9 protein-coding genes are annotated in these 15,597 nt (G+C 64.7%); 8 read left to right on the top strand and 1 reads right to left on the bottom strand.

What is annotated here, in order from left to right:
* The first annotated feature begins 37 nt into the window (after positions 1-37).
* The 5 genes from AC1DZT_RS07705 to AC1DZT_RS07685 all read left to right on the top strand — a co-directional run bounded on the left by AC1DZT_RS07705 (position 38) and on the right by AC1DZT_RS07685 (position 8,275).
* Positions 38-1,216, top strand: coding sequence for an aminotransferase class I/II-fold pyridoxal phosphate-dependent enzyme (locus AC1DZT_RS07705; protein ID WP_478006037.1), 1,179 nt, complete (start codon positions 38-40; stop codon positions 1,214-1,216).
* 9 nt (positions 1,217-1,225) lie between these two features.
* Complete coding sequence (locus tag AC1DZT_RS07700) at positions 1,226-4,294, top strand: DNA translocase FtsK (RefSeq protein ID WP_478006036.1); 3,069 nt, start codon at positions 1,226-1,228, stop codon at positions 4,292-4,294.
* An 81-nt stretch (positions 4,295-4,375) separates the two neighbouring features.
* On the top strand, positions 4,376-5,359 hold the full coding sequence (locus tag AC1DZT_RS07695) for a hypothetical protein (RefSeq protein ID WP_478006035.1): 984 nt from the start codon (positions 4,376-4,378) through the stop codon (positions 5,357-5,359).
* A gap of 476 nt (positions 5,360-5,835) precedes the next feature.
* On the top strand, positions 5,836-7,302 hold the full coding sequence (locus tag AC1DZT_RS07690) for an FGGY family carbohydrate kinase (RefSeq protein ID WP_478006034.1): 1,467 nt from the start codon (positions 5,836-5,838) through the stop codon (positions 7,300-7,302).
* A 7-nt stretch (positions 7,303-7,309) separates the two neighbouring features.
* Positions 7,310-8,275, top strand: coding sequence for a sugar-binding transcriptional regulator (locus AC1DZT_RS07685; RefSeq protein ID WP_478006033.1), 966 nt, complete (start codon positions 7,310-7,312; stop codon positions 8,273-8,275).
* Here AC1DZT_RS07685 and AC1DZT_RS07680 read toward each other — a convergent pair.
* The gene (locus AC1DZT_RS07680; protein WP_478006032.1) at positions 8,260-9,672 is read right to left on the bottom strand and encodes a helix-turn-helix domain-containing protein; all 1,413 of its coding nucleotides are present in this window, start codon (positions 9,670-9,672) and stop codon (positions 8,260-8,262) included. The genes AC1DZT_RS07685 and AC1DZT_RS07680 overlap by 16 nt on opposite strands.
* Before the next feature lie 125 nt (positions 9,673-9,797).
* Between AC1DZT_RS07680 and AC1DZT_RS07675 the strand changes: the two genes are divergently transcribed.
* From AC1DZT_RS07675 to scpA, 3 genes are all read left to right on the top strand, one after another.
* Positions 9,798-11,330 (top strand): acyl-CoA carboxylase subunit beta, encoded by a 1,533-nt coding sequence (locus AC1DZT_RS07675; RefSeq protein ID WP_478006031.1) that lies wholly within the window; start codon positions 9,798-9,800, stop codon positions 11,328-11,330.
* 9 nt (positions 11,331-11,339) lie between these two features.
* Positions 11,340-13,343 (top strand): acetyl-CoA carboxylase biotin carboxylase subunit, encoded by a 2,004-nt coding sequence (locus tag AC1DZT_RS07670; protein WP_478006030.1) that lies wholly within the window; start codon positions 11,340-11,342, stop codon positions 13,341-13,343.
* Positions 13,344-13,425: 82 nt separating this feature from the next.
* Complete coding sequence (gene scpA / locus AC1DZT_RS07665; RefSeq protein ID WP_478006029.1) at positions 13,426-15,549, top strand: methylmalonyl-CoA mutase; 2,124 nt, start codon at positions 13,426-13,428, stop codon at positions 15,547-15,549.
* Positions 15,550-15,597: the final 48 nt, after the last annotated feature.

Genomic DNA, 15,597 nt, shown 5'->3' with positions numbered 1-15,597 from the left:
GAAAACGGGGCGATACGACCCCGAGGGCAGAGGCATCATGGCGTTTCCAGAGCGGTATTCCAACCTGCCGGATTATGCGTTTCCGCGTTTGCGGAAGCTGTTGGACAGTCACGCGCCGGGCGGCGCGCCCGTTGCCATGACCATCGGCGAGCCGCGTCATCCGATGCCGGATTTCGTGGCCCCGATTCTGGCGGCCAACATCTCGGGCTTTGCGGTTTATCCGCCGAACGACGGCACGCCGGAGCTTCTGGCCGCCATCTCGGGCTGGATCGGGCGGCGCTATGGCGTGAGCCTGGCCGAGGACCGGATCATGGCGCTGAACGGCACGCGGGAAGGCCTGTTCAACGCCGCGATCGCCGTCTCGCCCGAGGTCAAGAACGGCAAGGTGCCGGCTTTCCTGATCCCGAACCCGTTCTACCAAGTCTATGCCGTGGCCGCCGCCACGGCGGGCGCCGAGCCGATCTATGTGCCCGCCACCGCCGCCACCGGCTTTCTGCCCGATTACGCCGGCCTCTCGCCCGAGATCCTGGACCGGGTGACCGTCGCCTACCTTTGCTCGCCCGCCAATCCGCAGGGCGCGGTGGCGAGCCGGGACTATTGGGCCACCCTGCTGCGCCTGGCCGAGAAGCACGATTTCAAGGTCTTCGCCGACGAATGCTATTCCGAGGTCTGGCGCACCGCGCCGCCGCCCGGCATCCTGCAGGTCGCGGCCGAGGTCGGGGCCGATCCGGAGCGGGTCTTCACCTTCCATTCGCTGTCCAAACGCTCGAACCTGCCGGGTCTGCGGTCAGGCTTCGTGGCCGGCGGCGCGCAGGGCATCGCCCAGATCCGCAAGCTGCGCTCTTTCGCGGGCGCCCCCCTGCCCCTGCCGATCCAGCGCGTGTCCGAGGCCGCCTGGGCCGACGAGGCCCATGTCGAGGCGAGCCGCGCGCTCTACCATGAAAAGTTCCGCGTCGCGGCCGAGGTCTTCTCTGGCCTGCAGGGCTTTGATCTGCCCGAGGGCGGCTTCTTCCTCTGGCTGCCCGTCGAGGATGGCGAGGCAGCGGCTTTGAAGCTGTGGCAAGAGACCGGCGTGCGGGTTCTGCCCGGCGCCTATCTTTCGCGTGATTACAAGGGGTTCAACCCCGGCAAAACCTATATCCGGGTCGCTCTGGTGGCCCCCAAAGAAGAAATGCAGCACGGGCTGATCAAGCTGCGTGACTGCCTCTACGGTTGAGGGAAGAACATGGCATCCTACCAAGCACGTCAGCGCGATCCCCTTCTGGATCAACGGGTTCAAGCCATGCTGGAACGCCGGGGGCGCGAGCTGTTCGGCCTGTTCCTGATTGCGGTGGCGGCGGCCTTCGCGCTGATGCTGGTGTCCTATTCGCCCGATGATCCGGGCTGGATGGTGGCGACCAACCAGCCGGCGCATAACGTGCTGGGCCGGATCGGGGCTGCGATCTCCTCGACGCTGATGACGGTGGGCGGGCTTGGCGCCTGGGGGATTCCGGCGGTGCTTCTGGCCTGGGGCGTGCGCTTTGCCAGCCATCAGGGGGCTGACCGCGCCGTATCCCGCGTGGTCTTTGCCGTGATCGCGATTGCCTTGGGTTCGGTCTATGCCGCGACCCTGGTGCCGGGCCTGCACTGGCCGCATTCCTTCGGGCTGGGCGGGCTTTTCGGCGACACGATCCTCGCCTCGCTTCTGGGCATCATGCCGGGCAGCGCCGTCATCGCGCTGAAACTGTTGAGCCTGATCGTCGCCGTGGCCTTCATTGCGATGCTCTTGTTCGTCACCGGCTTCAACATGCGGGAACTCATGCTGATCGCGGGCTTTCTCGCCCTCGGTCTGGTCGTGGCCTATTCCGGCCTGATGGCCGCCCTTGGCAAATCGGCGCAAGGCTCGGTCCTGGCCGCGCAATCGCTGGGCAGCCGCTGGAAGGAACGCCGCGCCACCAGCGCCGAACGCGCCGCCCTCGACTACACCGCCCGCCAGGCCGCCAAACAGGCGGCCCGCGCCGCCGCCATCGGCACCGCCCGCATGGTCGAGGCGGAAGAGGAGGAGGACGAGGTTCTCTATGCCCCCGCCCCCTACCAGACCCGGGCTGAGACCGGTAACCGCCCCGCCATCCTGCGCGCCGATCCGCGCCCGCAGCCCGAAGCCGCCGAATATGCCCCGCCGAAAGAGCGCACCAGCCTTCTGGCCCGCCTGCCCGCCCTGATGCGGCGCGAGGTCGAGCCCGAACACGAGCTGATCGAACCGCCGCTCTTCGCCGACCAGCCCGCCCCGACCGAGGACCGCATCAAGGCCCGCATCTCTTCGGTGATCCGTTCGCGCAGCGGCGAGCCCGAGGCGAACCTCTCGCCGATCACCGCCGCGATCCAGCGCCGCGAGCCTGCCGTGACGGCGGCGATGGCGGCCGTCCGCGCCGTGACCGCCCGCCCCGCCGTGACCCGTGCGCCCCTGGTCGCCGACACCCGCCCCGGCCCGGTGACGCCGCGCACCCCGGTGCAGCAACCCGGCCTGCGGATCAGCGAACCGCCGGTCACCTCGCCCCATATCCCCGAAGCCTGGGACGAAGAGGAACTGCCGATCGCCGCCGCCTGGGCTGATGAGGACGACGACTTCTCTCCCGCTCCGGTCATGGCGCCCGTCCTGCCCACGCCCCCTGCCCCGCGCGCGCCGATCGTGGCCGAACGCCGCCCGGCCGCCCCGCTGGTCCAGCCCGCGATCAAGAAGCCGGCGCCCTCGCGGCAGGCGATTGCGGAAGAACAGCCGCGGATGATGTTCGACGACAAGGCAACCTCGGCCTATGAACTGCCGCCGCTCGGGCTTCTGGCCTCGCCCTCGACCATCGTGCGCAACCCGCTGTCGACCGAGGCACTGGAAGAAAACGCCCGGATGCTGGAATCGGTGCTGGACGATTACGGCGTGCGCGGCGAGATCGTCGCCGTCCGTCCCGGCCCGGTCGTCACCCAATACGAGCTGGAACCGGCGCCCGGCCTGAAGGCCAGCCGCGTGATCGGCCTGTCGGACGACATCGCCCGCTCGATGTCTGCCCTGTCCGCCCGCGTCTCCACCGTGCCGGGCCGCACCGTGATCGGCATCGAACTGCCCAATGCCGTGCGCGAAAAGGTCGTGCTGCGCGAGATCCTCTCGGCGCGGGAGTTCGGCGATTCAGGCCTGCGCCTGCCGCTGGCGCTTGGCAAGGACATCGCGGGCGAGCCGATCATCGCCAACCTCGCCAAGATGCCCCACCTGCTGATCGCCGGGACCACCGGTTCGGGCAAGTCGGTGGCGATCAACACGATGATCCTGTCGCTCCTCTACAAGCTGACGCCGGATGAATGCCGGCTGATCATGATCGACCCGAAGATGCTGGAACTCTCCGTCTATGACGGCATCCCGCACCTTCTGTCCCCCGTGGTGACCGACCCGAAGAAGGCCGTCGTGGCGCTGAAATGGGTGGTCTCGGAAATGGAGGACCGCTACCGCAAGATGTCCAAGATGGGCGTGCGCAACATCGAGGGCTACAACGGCCGCGTCCGCGAGGCGCTGGCCAAGAACGAGATGTTCAAGCGCACCTTCCAGACCGGCTTCGACGAAGACACCGGCGAGCCTGTGTTCGAGACCGACGAATTCGCCCCGGTCACCCTGCCCTATATCGTGGTTGTCGTCGACGAAATGGCCGACCTGATGATGGTCGCGGGCAAGGAGATCGAGGCCTGCATCCAGCGTCTGGCCCAGATGGCCCGCGCCTCGGGCATCCACCTGATCATGGCGACCCAGCGGCCGTCTGTGGACGTGATCACCGGCACGATCAAGGCCAACTTCCCGACCCGGATCTCCTTCCAGGTCACCTCCCGCATCGACAGCCGCACCATCCTGGGCGAACAGGGGGCCGAGCAGCTTCTGGGCATGGGCGACATGCTCTACATGGCCGGCGGCGCTAAGATCACGCGCATCCACGGGCCTTTCGTGTCGGATGAAGAGGTCGAGGAAATCGTCGCCCACCTGAAGAGCTTCGGCCCGCCGGAATACATGTCCGGCGTCGTCGAAGGTCCGGAGGACGAGAACGCCTCCGAGATCGACAGCCTTCTGGGTCTTGGCGGCGACGGGCTGGACGACAGCCTCTACGACCAGGCCGTCGCCATCGTCGCCCGCGACCGCAAATGCTCCACCTCCTATATCCAGCGCAAACTGGGGATCGGCTATAACAAGGCCGCGAAACTGGTGGAGCAGATGGAGGAACACAGCGTGATTACGGCGGCGAACCATGTGGGGAAACGGGAGATTTTGATTGAGGAGCGGTGAGGGGGGATGGGGACAGGTGAGGATATTTGAAAAGGGCAAGAAATGCGTCTCAAGACATCCGCTTTAAAATGAGGGCGAGACATGGCTGAAACAGCACGCTACGTCTTTCAAGCATCTCGCGATGCGCATGGTGATTTGACACGTCTATTTGACTTTATCCAGCCGACAGCAATTGCGATGTGGAATTTACGCTGGCAAGTCCGGGGCTATCTCGAAACCGTACCAAACTGCACAGAGGCTGACCTAGATGCAAGATTTGCACGTGGCGTCAACATTGGGGGGGGATCGCTGAAAAAGATTGCTAAAACCACAGAATGGGAGGACCAACTGGCAGTATTTTCCTCAATAGTCTTGGTTAACTGCATTGCAATTTTTGAAGATTTCACCGGAAAGATTGCAAACCAAGCACATGAATTGGGTTTAATTTCAGAGGGGCATATCAAGGCGTTTGCGGATGGTATGCAGTTCCCACCGTCTCAAGCAAAAGCAAGTAGACCAAATCCAATATCATCACTTGGCCAAAAATCCACCTTGCTTGCAGGAAACGTCGTTTGGGACAGCTCCGTTGCAAGGAGGTATGAGGCAAACGCGCTCGAACCACTTCTCCTTTGCTATCGCTACTTTAAGGAACTTCGAAACGCAATTTCACATAACGGCGGCAAATCATTTCCATTCACGGCTGAGACCTTCAATAAATTCGATAACGCTAAGAAAGATGGAAAGATTGGCGGAGCAAATATTCCCGAGCATCCCACGATCACAAGTGCAAATCAAAGCTGCAAACTGTCGTTTCGTGGAGTAATTGGATTTTCCGAAATAATATTCAGAATAATAACTCACTATGATATTATACTATCTGAGTATTCGATCTCTCGATCCGAGGTCAAAAGAATCATCAAACCGGATTCAGATATGTGGCCGACCGATCAGAAAAGAATCAATACACGTTTACAGTCGATCTTTCATAAGGCCGGCTGGCCAAAAGTTGTTATCTCTAAAGAAATTGTGCAGGAATTAAAGAATTTCGACATCATACCGAAATACGTGAATTGGCTACCGCAATAGACGGAGAACATCGGGCGATTCCTGCTGATTTGCCTCCCGCCTCCCCGCCCGATTTGTCCCGCGACAAATCGGGCGGCGCCTCTTGCGTCAGCCAAACGTGCCATCAGGCACGTCTGGCCTCCTCACCCCGGACATCTGCGATAAACGCGCCAGCCGCAGGCACGCGCGCCCCGATTTCTCAAACGACATCCCCCTGCCCCACGCCTCTTGGTCTGCGGCTTACGCCTTCGACCAAGGGGCCGGGGGTCCTGCCACTTGCAGGCCCCCTTTTCGGCACCGGTGCCTCTCGATTTAGGGCTTCGCCTGTTTGCCGAGGGGGTGAGGTGCGGCATTGAACTCGGGCGAGTTGGATGCCCTCTCTTGACTCCTCCGCCTGCACTCTGAAATTATACCCATACTTGCATAATTATTCAGACGCACCGCTTGTCCGCAACCCCGGACCGCTGCGCCTCTGACAGCCCTACCCGGAGACGACCATGACCTCTGCCGCCCCGCGTTCCGCCCTTCTGGCCATTGACCAGGGCACCACCAATTCCAAGGCCGTGCTGGTGGCGACAACGGGGGAAATCCTCGCGCGGGGGTCGGCGCCGGTCGGGATCTCGCATCCCGGGCCGGGCTGGGTGGAGCAGGACCCGCGGCGGATCTGGGCCTCGGTGCAGGAGGCGATTGCTTCCTGTCTGGCGGCAGCGCCGGGGGTGCGGCTGGAGGGGGTGGCGATTTCCAACCAGCGGGAATCGGTGACGATCTGGGATGCGGTCTCGGGTGCGCCTCTGGGGCCGGTGATCAGCTGGCAATGCCGCCGCACCGCCCCCGAATGCGCGGCGCTGACGGCGGCGGGCCATGCGGGCCGGGTGCAGGAGCTGACCGGCCTGCCGCTCGACCCGATGTTTCCGGGGCCGAAGATGCGCTGGCTGATCGACCGGGCGCCGGCGGGGGTGCGGGTGCGCCTTGGCACCATCGACGCCTGGCTGATCCATTGCCTGACCGGGGGTGCGGTCCATGCCTGCGACGCCTCCAACGCGGCAAGGTCGCAGCTGTTCGACCTGAAGGCGCAGGCATGGAGTGCCGAACTGGCAGCACTTTTCGGCGTGCCGCTGGCGGCGCTGCCCGAGGTGCGCGATTCCTCGGGCGATTTCGGCGTGACCAAGGGCGCGGGCGTCCTGCCCGATGGCGTGCCGATCCGGGCCGCGATCGGCGACAGCCATGCCGCGCTGTTTGGCCACGGCGCCTTTCTGCCCGGCGATGGCAAGGTGACCTTCGGCACCGGGTCTTCCATCATGGCGACCTTGCCGGAGTATGTGGCACCAAGGCTCGGGATCACCACCACCGTGGCCTGGCGGATCAAGGGCCAGCCGGTCTTTGCCTTCGAGGGCAATATCCTCGTCTCCGCCTCGGCCCTGCCCTGGATGGTCGAGATGCTGGGCCTGAACGATGTCCAGGCGCTGACCGATCTGGCCGCCACGGCCGAACCGGAGGGGCCGGGTTTCGTGCCGGCCTTCGTGGGGCTTGGCGCGCCTTACTGGACCTCGGAGGCGCGGGCGCTGTTCAGCGGGATCAGCTTTACCACCAGCCGGGCGCAGATGGCGCGGGCGGTGACGGATTCGCTGGCCTTTCAGGTGCATGATGTCTTCGCCGCGATGACGGCGCAGTCGCCGATCCCGCTCGGCGCGCTTTATGCCGATGGCGGGCCGTCGAAGAACGCGTTCCTGATGCAGTCGGTCGCCGATATCCTGAACCACCCGCTGCACCAGTCGGACGCGCCCGAAGCCTCGGCGCTGGGGGCGGCCTATCTCGCCGGGCTGTCGCTGGGCATCTGGTCCGACCTTGCCACGCTCTCCGCCCTGCCGCGCCAGGGCCAGCGGATCACGCCCCGCCCCTCGGATGCCGCAGCACGGCTCAAGGTCTGGAAAGACGCCGTGGCCCGCGCCACCCTGGCCCTGTGACGCGCCGATGGGCCGGATCAACGAACTGCGGCTGATCGGGCGGGTCGCGCAGATGTACCACATGGAGCACAGGCGCCAGGCCGAGATCGCGGCCCACCTGCACCTGTCGCAGGCCACCGTCTCGCGGATGCTGAAGCGCGCGGCGGAGGAGGATATCGTCCGCACCACCGTGATCCCGCCCCCCGGCACCTTCGCCGATCTGGAGGCGGCGCTGCGGGCGCGTTACGGCCTGGGCGAGGCGATCGTGGTCGATTGTTCCGAAGACCGCGATGGGGCCATCATGGCGCGGATCGGCGAGGCGGCGGCGCATTTCCTGGAGGTCACCCTGCAGGAGGGCGAGGTGATCGGGGTTTCCTCCTGGAGCCAGACCATCCTGCAGATGGTCGAAAACATCCATCCGCTGAAGGGCACCAGGGCCCGCTATGTCGTCCAGACCCTCGGCGGCATGGGCAATCCATCAGTGCAGACCCATGCGACGCAGCTGACGACGCGGCTGGCCAAGCTCACCGGGGCCGAGACGCGGCTTCTGGCGGTGCAGGGCCTCGCCGCCTCGCCCGAGGCGCGGGAAATCCTGCTGGCCGATCCTTACGTTCAGGCGACCATGGGGCTGTTCGGGCAGATCAGCCTGGCCGTGGTCGGCATCGGCGCGCTGGAACCGTCAGAGCTTCTCGCGCGGTCGGGCAATATCTTTTCGGGTCAGGAACTGGCGGATCTGGCGGCGGCGGGGGCGGTCGGCGACATCTCGCTGCGGTTCTTCGATGCGGCGGGCAAGGCGGTGAAGACCAGGCTGGATGACCGGGTGATCGGCCTGTCCTTGCCCGAACTGGGCCGGATCGACCGGGTCATGGCGCTGGCGGGCGGGCGGTCCAAGACCCGGGCGATCAGCGGCGCCCTCAGCACCGGGCTGATCGACGTGCTGGTGACCGACCGTTTCACGGCGGCCCGGCTGGCAGAGGGCTACAGCAGCGAATAGGGCAGGAAAGACCTGCGGTCGTGGTCGATGGCCAGCTTGCGGTTCAGGGGCGGCACGGCGCGCTGGAAGCAATCGCTGCGCTCGCAGATCCGGCAGGAAATCCCGATCGGATCGAAGCGCGCCTTGTCCACCGGGCCCAGACCATCGGCATAGACGAATTCCTGCGCATGGGTCACCTCGCAGCCGAGCGCGAGGGCAAAGCGCCGGTGCGGGGCAGCGAAACCGCCGCCGGATTTGACCACCTCGGTCGCCACGCACAGATAGCGCGCGCCATCCGGCGTCTCGGCCAGCTGCCTTATGATCCGGCCCGGCGCCTCGAAAGCGCCATGGACGTTCCACAGCGGGCAGGCCGCGCCGAAGCGGGCGAATTGCAGGCGGGCGGCGCTGTGACGCTTGGTGATGTTGCCGGCCCGGTCGATGCGGGCGAAGAAGACCGGGATGCCCTTGGCCTCGGCCCGCTGCAGGGTGGAAAGGCGATGCGCGACCTGTTCCAGAGAGGCGCCGAAGCTGGCGGCCAGAAGCTCCAGATCATGGCGCAATTCGCGCGCGGCCTTGCGGAAGGGCGCATAGGGCAGCAGAAGCGCCCCGGCGAAGTAGTTGCAGAGACCAATCCGGCAGATTTCCTCGGCCTGAACGGTGCGGAAATTGGCCCGGGCGATGGTGGCGGCGGTCAGGGGCTGCGCCTCGATCGCGCCGATCTGGAAGGCCATCTGGAAGGCACGGGTCGGCGAGGCGGCATAATCATCCAGCGCAAGGATGCGGGATTTCGCATCGAACCGGCGGATCACCTGATCCTGTGGATCGGCCCGCGTCACCCGGATGCCATGGGCCATTTCCAGATGACGCTCCAGCCGGATGCCGACATCGCGGTCCGGCAGGCCCAGCCGCCCGGCCAGGGTCTCCGCCGCGCGGTCCAGATCATCGACGTAATTGTCCACGAAGTGGAAAAAGTCGCGCACCTCGTCATAGGGGCTCGGCTCGGCCTGCATCGCCTGCCCGCCCAGCCGGTCGTCAAGTGAGGCCAGTTGTTCGCTATTGCGCTGGTAGGCTTGATGGCAGACGATCAAGGCATGGGCCAGGGAGGGCGCATTTTGCGTGACGAGCTTGAGATCCTGCAAGGATTGCACATAGGGCCGGAAGATCGGGTCCGCCAAGGCCTCGCTCAGGGCCGACAAAAGCCGATCGCTCTCACTTTCAGAAATCGAGGCGATGTCGAAACTGAACTTCTCGGCCAAGGCCAAGAGGACCGAGGCCGAAACCGAGCGCTGGTTCTGCTCGATCTGGTTGAGGTAGCTGGCCGAAATCCCCAGCCGCTCGGCAAAGGCGGCCTGGGTGACATGCACGCTTTCGCGCAATTCGCGCACCTTGCGCCCGATGAAGAGTTTGCGAACCGCCATTTGCAACTTTGCATATATAGATGTGTGTCATTTGCATATCACGCCTTCACACACGTTCAAAGCTTCTTTCGCAGCCGCTTGTCGCATAGAGGCAGGCCAATGCGGGCAAGCGGGGGAGCCTTTCCATGAAAGACGTGTTGCAAGAGCTGGAATCGCGGCGTGCGGCGGCGCGGGCCGGGGGTGGGGCGCGCCGGGTGGCGGCGCAGCACGGCAAGGGCAAGCTGACCGCGCGGGAGCGGGTGGAGCTGCTGCTCGACGAGGGCTCGTTTGAAGAATTCGACATGTTCGTGGCCCACCGCTGCACCGATTTCGGGATGGAGGCGGACCGGCCCGCAGGCGACGGCGTGGTCACCGGCTGGGGCACGGTCAATGGCCGGATGGTCTATGTCTTTTCGCAGGATTTCACGGTCTTCGGCGGGTCCCTGTCGGAGACCCATGCCGAAAAGATTTGCAAGATCATGGATATGGCGATCCAGAACGGCGCCCCGGTGATCGGGCTGAACGATTCCGGCGGCGCGCGGATCCAGGAGGGCGTGGCCTCGCTCGCCGGCTATGCCGAGGTGTTTCAGCGCAACATCATGGCAAGCGGCGTGGTGCCGCAGATCAGCCTGATCATGGGGCCTTGCGCGGGTGGCGCGGTCTATTCGCCCGCGATGACCGACTTCATCTTCATGGTCAAAGACAGCTCCTACATGTTCGTCACCGGTCCCGATGTGGTGAAAACCGTGACGAATGAGGTGGTCACCGCCGAAGAACTCGGCGGCGCTGGCACCCATACCAAGAAGTCCTCCGTCGCCGATGGCGCCTATGAGAACGACATCGAAATGCTGGCCGAAACGCGCCGCCTCATCGACTTCCTGCCGCTCAACAACCGCCAGAAGGCCCCGGTCCGCCCCTTCTTCGATGCGCCCGACCGGCTGGAGCCGAGCCTCGACACGCTGATCCCCGACAACCCGAACCAGCCCTATGACATGAAGGAGCTGATCCTGAAGGTGGCGGACGAGGGCGATTTCTTCGAAATCCAGAAGGATTTCGCCGGCAACATCATCACCGGCTTCATCCGGCTGGAGGGCCAGACCGTCGGCGTCGTGGCCAATCAACCGATGGTTCTGGCCGGCTGCCTCGACATCGATTCCAGCCGCAAGGCCGCCCGTTTCGTCCGCTTCTGCGATGCGTTCGAGATCCCGATCCTGACCTTCGTCGACGTGCCGGGCTTCCTGCCCGGCGTGGCGCAGGAGCTTGGTGGCGTCATCAAGCACGGCGCCAAGCTGCTCTTCGCCTATGGCGAGGCCACGGTGCCCAAGGTCACTGTGATCACAAGGAAAGCCTATGGCGGGGCCTATGACGTGATGGCCTCCAAACACCTGCGGGGCGATTTCAACTATGCTTGGCCCACCGCCGAGATCGCCGTGATGGGCGCCAAGGGCGCGGTCGAGATCCTGTATCGCTCCGAACTCGGCGACAAGGAGAAGATCGCCGCCCGCGTGGCGGACTACGAGACCCGCTTCGCCAATCCTTTCGTCGCGGCCGAAAAGGGCTTCATCGACGAGGTGATCCGCCCGCAATCGACCCGCAAGAGGGTCGCGAGGGCCTTCGCCTCCCTGCGCGGCAAGAAGCTGACCAACCCCTGGAAAAAACACGACAACATCCCGCTGTGAGGTAAGGCCATGTTCAAGAAGATCCTGATCGCGAACCGTGGCGAGATTGCCTGCCGGGTGATCAAGTCGGCCCGCAAGATGGGCATCGCCACCGTTGCCGTCTATTCCGACGCCGACCGCAATGCGCTCCACGTCAAGATGGCGGACGAGGCCTATCACATCGGCCCCTCCCCCGCCGCGCAAAGCTATATCGTGATTGAGAAAATCCTCGAGGCGATCCGCGCCACCGGGGCCGAGGCCGTGCATCCGGGCTATGGCTTCCTGTCGGAAAACCGCGCCTTCGCGGCGGCGCTCGAAGCGGAAGGCGTCGTCTTCATCGGCCCGCCTTCTTCGGCCATCGAACAGATGGGCGACAAGATCACCTCGAAGAAGATCGCCCAGGCGGCCGGGGTTTCGACCGTGCCGGGCTATATGGGCCTGATCGCCGATGCCGACGAGGCGGTGAAGATCTCCGGCCAGATCGGCTACCCGGTGATGATCAAGGCCTCCGCCGGCGGCGGCGGCAAGGGCATGCGGATCGCCTGGGACGATGCTGAGGCGCGCGAGGGCTTCCAGTCCTCGAAGAACGAGGCCGCAGCTTCCTTCGGCGATGACCGGATCTTCATTGAAAAGTTCGTCACCCAACCCCGCCATATCGAAATCCAGGTCCTGGCCGACAAGCACGGGAATACGCTTTACCTCAACGAGCGCGAATGCTCGATCCAGCGCCGCAACCAGAAGGTTATCGAAGAGGCGCCCTCGCCTTTCCTCGATGAAGCCACCCGCAAGGCGATGGGCGAACAGGCCTGCGCTTTGGCCCGTGCGGTCGGCTATACCTCGGCGGGCACGGTCGAATTCATCGTCGACGGCAACCGCAACTTCTACTTCCTCGAGATGAACACCCGGTTGCAGGTCGAACATCCGGTGACCGAGCTGATCACCGGCATCGACCTCGTCGAACAGATGATCCGCGTGGCTTACGGCGAGGCGCTGCCCTTCGCCCAAGGCGACATCAAGATCAACGGCTGGGCGATGGAATCGCGGCTTTACGCCGAAGACCCCTACCGCAAGTTCCTGCCCTCGATCGGCCGCCTGACCCGCTATCGCCCGCCCGTCGAAGGGCAGACAACGCGCGGCGGCATCGTGCGCAATGACACCGGTGTCTTCGAAGGCGGCGAGATTTCGATGTTCTACGACCCGATGATCGCCAAGCTCTGCACCTGGGCCCCGACCCGCGCCGAAGCGATCGAGGAAATGCGTCTGGCGCTGGACACCTTCGAGGTTGAGGGCATCGGCCACAACCTGCCCTTCGTCGCCGCCGTGATGGACCATCCCCGCTTTACCTCGGGCAATATCACCACGGCCTTCATCGCCGAGGAATACCCCGAGGGCTTCAAGGGCGCCACCCTGCCCCCCGCCCTGATCCGCGAGGTCGTGGCCGCCGCCGCCGCGATGAACCGCGTGGCAGAGATCCGCCGCACAAGGATCTCCGGCACGATGGACAACCACAAGCGCCATGTCGGCGACCAATGGGTGGTCGATATCCAGGGCGAGCGCATCGCCGTCACCATCGCCGCCGACAGCGAGGGCTCCACCGTCACCTTCGAAGACGGCAGCCACCTGCGTGTCAAATCCGATTGGCAGCCCGGCCAACCCCTGGCCCGCCTCTCGGTCGAAGGCGCGCCTTTGGTGATGAAGGTCGCCAAGATCCCGATGGGCTTCCGCCTGCGCCTGCGCGGCGCCGACCTCAAGGTCCTGGTCCGCAGCCCGCGCGCCGCCGAACTGGCGCTCCACATGCTGGAAAAGGCCCCGCCGGACACGTCGAAATTCCTCCTCTGCCCGATGCCCGGCCTTCTGGTCAAACTCGCGGTCGAAGAAGGCGACGAGGTCGAAGAGGGCCAGACCCTCGCCACGGTCGAGGCGATGAAGATGGAAAACATCCTCAAGGCCACCCGCGCCGGCACGGTGAAGAAGGTGCGCGCCAGCGCCGGCTCCAGCCTCAAGGTCGACGACATCATCCTCGAATTCGCCTGACCCTTTCATACTTGTTCAAATATCCTCGGGGGTCCGGGGGCAGACAGCCCCTGGCTCCGCAGCCCGCAACAGGAAACAAGCCATGACCACCCGCGCCGACTGGGAAGCTCTCGCCACCAAGGACCTCAAGGGCAAATCGCCGGAGACCCTCACCTGGCACACGCTGGAAGGCATCCCGGTCAAGCCGGTCTACCTGGCCGAGGATGTGGCGAACCTGCCCCATATGGGCGGCGCGCCGGGGATCGCCCCCTTCACCCGCGGCGTGCGGGCCACGATGTATGCCGGTCGCCCCTGGACGATCCGGCAATATGCCGGCTTCTCCACCGCCGAGGAATCCAACGATTTCTACCGCAAGGCGCTGGCCGCCGGTCAGCAGGGCGTCTCGGTCGCCTTCGACCTGGCCACCCACCGCGGCTATGACAGCGACCATCCTCGCGTGGTGGGCGATGTCGGCAAGGCCGGCGTCGCCATCGACTCGGTCGAGGACATGAAGATCCTCTTCGACGGCATCCCGCTGGAAAAAGTTTCGGTTTCCATGACGATGAACGGCGCCGTCATCCCGATCCTCGCCAATTTCATCGTGGCGGGCGAAGAACAGGGCGTGCCCCGTGCCGCCCTGTCCGGGACGATCCAGAACGACATCCTCAAAGAATTCATGGTGCGCAACACCTATATCTACCCGCCCGAGCCTTCGATGCGCATCGTGGCCGATATCATCGACTACACCGCGCGCGAGATGCCGAAGTTCAACTCCATCTCGATCTCGGGCTACCACATGCAGGAGGCCGGGGCGAACCTGGTGCAAGAGCTGGGTTTCACCCTGGCCGATGGCCGCGAATATGTCCGCACGGCGCTGGCCCGCGGCATGGCGGTCGACGATTTCGCCCCCCGCCTGTCCTTCTTCTTCGCCATTGGCATGAATTTCTTCATGGAGGCCGCGAAATTGCGCGCCGCGCGCCTGCTCTGGCACCGCATCATGTCCGAATTCGGCGCGAGGAAGCCCGAAAGCCTGATGCTGCGCACCCATTGCCAGACCTCGGGCGTCTCCTTGCAGGAAAAGGACCCCTATAACAACGTCATCCGCACGGCTTACGAGGCGATGGCGGCGGCGCTTGGCGGCACCCAATCGCTGCACACCAATGCGCTGGACGAGGCCATGGCCCTGCCCACCGAGTTTTCCGCCCGCATCGCCCGCAACACCCAGCTGATCCTGCAGGAAGAAACCGGCATCACCCATGTCGCCGACCCTCTCGCAGGCTCCTACTACGTCGAAACCCTCACCGCCCAGCTGGCCGAGGAAGCCTGGAAGCTGATCGAAGAGGTCGAGGCCCTCGGCGGCATGACCAAGGCCGTGGCCTCCGGCATGCCCAAGCTGCGGATCGAGGCCTCTGCCGCCAAGCGTCAGGCCCTGATCGACCGCGGGGATGAGGTCATCGTCGGCGTCAACAAATACAAACCGGCGACGGATACCGGGGTGGATATCCTGTCGATCGACAACATCGCCGTCCGCGACGCCCAGATCGCCCGCCTGCAAAAGACCCGCGCCGCCCGCGATGAAGCTGCGGCTCAGGCCGCGCTGCAAGCCCTCGAACGGGCCGCCCGCGGCGATGGCAACCTCCTCGCCGCCGCCGTCGTCGCCGCCCGCGCCCGCGCCACCGTTGGGGAGATTTCGACAGCGATGGAAAACGTCTTCGGCCGCCACAGAGCGGAAGTCAAAACCCTCGCCGGCGTCTATGGCGCCGCCTATGACGGCGATGCCGGGTTCGAGGCGATCCAGAAGGATATCAAGGACTTCGAGGCCGAAGAGGGCCGCCGTCCCCGCATGCTGGTGGTGAAAATGGGCCAGGACGGCCACGACCGCGGCGCCAAGGTCATCGCCACCGCCTTCGCCGACATGGGCTTTGACGTCGACATGGGCCCGCTCTTCCAGACCCCCGAAGAGGCCGCCCAGGATGCCATCGACAATGACGTGCATGTCGTGGGCATCTCCTCCCAGGCCGCCGGCCACCGCACCCTCGCCCCCAAGCTGATCGAGGCGCTGAAGGCCAAGGGTGCCGGCGATATCATCGTCATCTGCGGCGGCGTGATCCCCGTGCAGGATTACGAGTTCCTCAAGAATGCCGGCGTCAAAGCCATCTTCGGCCCCGGCACCAATATCCCCAAAGCCGCCGCCGAGATTCTGACCCTGATCCGCTCCAAGAACTGACCTCCCCTTCGGATTTCATTGGTCCATAAATATCCCACGGGTGCGAAG

Source organism: Rhodobacter sp. P1_C2, assembly GCF_056406375.1.
The sequence above is the reverse complement of the archived record's forward strand: the minus strand, read 5'-3'. Positions and strand labels throughout refer to the sequence as shown.